We start from the raw sequence: 4,579 nt of genomic DNA, 5'->3' as shown, positions 1-4,579 counted from the left end.
TAGTCGGGGGTGAGGCCGTGGTGTTCCAGGAGGCGGAACAGGGCCGTCTCCAGGGCGAACAGCGCCGGCTGGGTGTACAGGGTGGTGTCGAGCAGTCCGTCGGGGTTCGACGCGATGATTTCCCGTAGCTGCGGGTCGAAGTGGCTGAGCGCTTCGTCGTACGCGGCGGCGAACACCGGGAAGGTGGTGTACAACTCCTCACCCATGCCGACCCGTTGCGATCCCTGTCCGGTGAACAGGAATGCCAGCTTCCCGCCACCCGCCGTACTCCCGGTCACGACGCCGGGGTGGTCGGCGCCCTCCGCCAGGGCGCGCAGCGCCTCCGTGCGGTCGCCGGGCAGGACGACTGCCCGGTGCTCGAACAGCGACCGCCCGGTGGTCAGAACGCGCGCGACGTCCGCCTTGGCAGCGTCCGGGTGCGCGGCGAGCCATGCGCCCAACTGCCGTGCCTGGTCCCGCAGTGCGCCCTCCGACTTTGCTGACAGCGGCCACACCACGGGCAGTTCGGGTGCCGCCTCGGCGGCCACCGCGTCGGCTGCCGGGGCCTCCTCCAGAATGATGTGCGCGTTGGTGCCGCTGATGCCGAAGGAGGACACCCCGGCTCGACGCGGCCGTCCGTCCTGCTCTTCCCACGGCCGGGCCTCGGTCAGCAGCTCGACCGCGCCGGCGGTCCAGTCGACGTGCGGGGACGGCTCGTTGACGTGCAGCGTCTTCGGCAGTTCGCGCTGCTGCATCGCCATGACCATCTTGATGATCCCGGCGACGCCGGCGGCGGCCTGGGTGTGGCCGATGTTGGACTTCAACGAGCCCAGCCACAGCGGCCGTTCGGCCGGCCGGTCCTGCCCGTACGTGGCCAGCAGCGCCTGGGCCTCGATCGGGTCGCCGAGCGAGGTGCCCGTGCCGTGCGCCTCCACCACGTCGACGTCCGCCGTCGCCAGTCCGGCATTGGCCAGCGCCTGGCGGATCATGCGCTGCTGGGCGGGCCCGTTGGGGGCGGTGAGGCCGTTGCTGGCGCCGTCCTGGTTGATCGCCGAGCCGCGCACCACCGCGAGCACCCGGTGTCCGTTGCGCCGGGCGTCCGACAGCCGCTCGACCAGCAGCAGGCCCGCGCCCTCGCTCCAGCCGGCGCCGTTGGCCTCCGCCGAGAAGGACTTGCAGCGGCCGTCGGGTGCGAGGCCGCGCTGTCGGCTGAACTCGATGAACGGCGCGGGCGTCGCCATGACCGTCACACCGCCGGCGAGCGCCAGGTCGCACTCGCCGTTGCGCAGCGCCTGCACGGCCAGGTGCAGGGCGACCAGCGAGGACGAGCACGCGGTGTCCACGGTCACGGCCGGGCCTTCGAACCCGAAGGTGTACGACACCCGGCCCGACGCGACGCTGCCCGCGCTGCCGTTGCCGAGGTACGCCTCGAAGCCCTCGGGGGCCTCGTTGCGCAGCCGCCACCGGTAGTCGTTGTACATCACGCCCGTGAACACGCCGGTCCGGCTGCCGCGCAGCACTGCCGGGTCGAGGCCGGCCCGCTCGAAGGCCTCCCAGGCGGTTTCCAGCAGCAGCCGCTGCTGCGGGTCGGTGGCGAGCGCTTCGCGCGGGGAGATCCCGAAGAACTCGGCGTCGAAGTCGGCCACCTGGTAGAGGAAGCCGCCCTCCTTGGCGTAGGCCTTGCCCTCCTTGTCGGGGTCCGGGTCGTAGAGGTCGTCGAGGTCCCAGCCGCGGTTGGTGGGGAACGGGGCGATGGCGTCGACCCCGTCGGCGACGAGCCGCCACAGGTCCTCGGGCGAGCGCACCCCGCCGGGGAACCGGCAGGCCATGCCGACGATCACGATCGGGTCCTCGGCCAGACCCGTGCGGGTGTGCACGGTGACCGCTGCGCCGCTCCCGACGCCGGTGACCTCGCCCAGCAGGTGGCCGGTGACGGCGCTGAGCGTCGGGTAGTCGAAGACCAGGGTGCTGGGCAGCCGGAGACCGGTCGCCGTGATCAGGCGGTTGCGCAGCTCGACGGCGGTCAGCGAGTCGAAGCCCAGTTCCTTGAAGGCGCGTTCCGCGTCGATGCTCTGTGGGGTGGCATGCCCGAGGACGGTCGCGACCTGAGTACGGACCAGGTCGAGCACGGCCTCGGCGCGTTGGTCGGCGGGCAGGGCGGCGGTGCGCTGCGCCCAGGTCACGCCGCCGGCGGCTGCCGCGACGGCGCGCCGGGCCGGCGTCCGTATCAGCGCGCGGAACACGGCCGGGACCTCCGGGAGCGTGCGCAGGGCGGCGAGGTCGACCCGGGTCGGCGCGGCGAGGGCGTGGCCGCCGGCGAGGGCGGCGTCGAGCAGCGCGAGGCCGCGTTCGGAGGGCAGCGGGACGACGCCGGTGCGGGCCATCCGGGCACGGTCCGCGTCGGTCATGGCCGAGGTCATGCCGCTGGCTTGCTCCCACAGGCCCCAGGCCAGTGAGACGGCCGGGCGGCCGAGTGCGCGGCGGTGGGCGGCGAGGGCGTCGAGGAAGACGTTCGCCGCCGCGTAGTTGGCCTGTCCGGCTCCGCCGATCACGCCGACGACGGACGAGAAGACGACGAACTGGTCGAGCTGGCCGGTGAGTTGGTGAAGGTTCCAGGCGCCGTCCAGCTTGGGTAGCAGCACCGCGTCGACCTGCTCGGGGGTCAGTCCGGTGACCGTGGCGTCGTCGAGGACGCCGGCGGTGTGGAAGACCGCGCTGAGCGGGTGCGAGGCGGGGACGGTGGCGAGCAGGCCGCTCAGGCCGACCGGGTCGGCGATGTCGCACGCGGCCAGGGTGGCCTCGGCGCCCAGCTCGGCCAGTTCGGCGCGCAGCCCGGCGGCCCCAGGGGCGGCGGGCCCGCTGCGGGAGACCAGGAGGAGTCGGCGCGCGCCGTGCGCGGTCACCAGGTGCCGGGCGAGCAGGCGGCCCAGCGTGCCGGTCGCACCCGTGACCAGGACAGTGCCGTCCGGGTCGAAGGCCTCGGCCGACGCCGCGGTGTCCGGCGACGTGGCGGCGGGCGAGGTGGCCGGCACCGCGCGGATGAGGCGCGGCGCCCACGCCTGGCCGTCGCGCAGCGCCAGCTCGGGCTCCCGTCCGACGGCCAGGGCCGCGGCGACGGCCCGCCGCAGGGCCTCCGAAGCCGTACCGGCGCCTTCCCCGGGCTCCTCGACGGTCTGTTCGGTGTCCAGCAGCACGATCCGGCCCGGGTTCTCGGTCTGCGCGGTGCGCAGCAGGCCGCGGACCGGGGCGTGGACGAGGTCGAGCACGTCCTCGCCGTCCCGGACGGAGACGGCACGCCCGGTCACCACGACCAGCCGGCTCTCCGCGAAGCGCTCCTCGGCCAGCCAGCGCTGAACGGCCGCCAGCGTCTCCTGTACGGCCGTGCGCGCCGCCGCCGGGACGTCATCCGCCTCGACCGGCGACGACGGGAGGACGTGGATCAGCACCTCGGGCACGGTGTCGCCCGCCAGGGCCGCCGAGAGGTGCGCCCAGTCGGGCAGCGGCTCGGCGTCCGACGCAAGCAGCACGGGCTGCCAGTCGACCGTGAAGAGGTCGTCCTGGCGGGCGCCGAGGGCGCCTGCCGCGATCGGACGGAGCGCCAGGGAGTCCACAGAGGCGACCGGCGCGCCGGTGCCGTCCGCGACCGCCAGGGCATAGCCGCCGGACGCGTCGGGGGTGAGGGCGACCCGCAGTTCGCGGGCGCCCGTCGCGTACAGCCGGACACCCGACCAGGCGAACGGCAGCGGGATCTCTCCGGACGGCGCTGCGAGGGCCGCCAGCGGCTCCAGCACGGCCGGGTGCAGGGCGGCGTCCAGCAGGGCGGGGTGGAGGCCGAAACCGTCGACCTCGGTGTCCTCGGGCAGCTCGACCTCGGCGAACAGTTCGGCGCCGCGCCGCCACAGCGCCCGTAGGCCCTGGAAGACCGGCCCGTACTCGTAGCCGTGGACGGCCAGTCGCTCGTACGCCTCCGCCGTGCTCACGGCGGTCGCGCCGGCGGGCGGCCAGGCGGTCAACTCGCCCGGCTGCGAAGTGGATTCGCCGAGCAGGCCGGTGGCATGGCGGGTCCAGGGGCTCTCGTCGTCCGGCCGCGAGTGCACGGCGACCGTCCGGCGGCCCCGCTCGTCCGCGACGCCGACCTGCAACTGCAGCTGGACGGTGCCGCTCTCGGGCACCACCAGCGGCGCCTCCAGCGTCAGGTCCTCCAGGACGCCCGAGCCCACGTGGTCGCCGGCCGCGACGGACAGCTCCACGAAGGCGGTGCCCGGCAGCAGGACGGTCCCGGCCACGGCGTGGTCGGCCAGCCACGGCTGCGCCTGCCGGGACAGCATGCCGGTGAACAGCGTCGTGCCGTCCTCCGCCGCCGTCACGGCGGTCGCCAACAGCGGGTGCTCGGTCGCGGTGAGGCCCAGGTGGGCGGGGTCGATGACGGGCTGATGGGTCGTCAGCCAGTAGGTGTGGTGTTGGAAGGGGTAGGTGGGGAGGGTGTGGGTGGTGTTGGGGGTGTGGGTGGTGGGGGTGGTGGGGGTGAGTCCGTGGGTGTGGGTGTGGGCGAGTGCGTGGGGGAAGTGGTGGCCGTGGTGGCGGCGGAGGGTGGGGTGGA

General features: G+C 74.4%; 1 protein-coding gene. It reads right to left on the bottom strand.

What is annotated here, in order from left to right:
* Window positions 1–4,579 (bottom strand): type I polyketide synthase (locus tag ACGF12_RS37875; protein ID WP_393040994.1); only part of this gene is annotated, 4,579 nt, incomplete at both ends.

This window comes from Kitasatospora sp. NPDC048296 (assembly GCF_043201815.1).
Lineage (GTDB): Bacteria > Actinomycetota > Actinomycetes > Streptomycetales > Streptomycetaceae > Kitasatospora.
The sequence above is the reverse complement of the archived record's forward strand: the minus strand, read 5'-3'. Positions and strand labels throughout refer to the sequence as shown.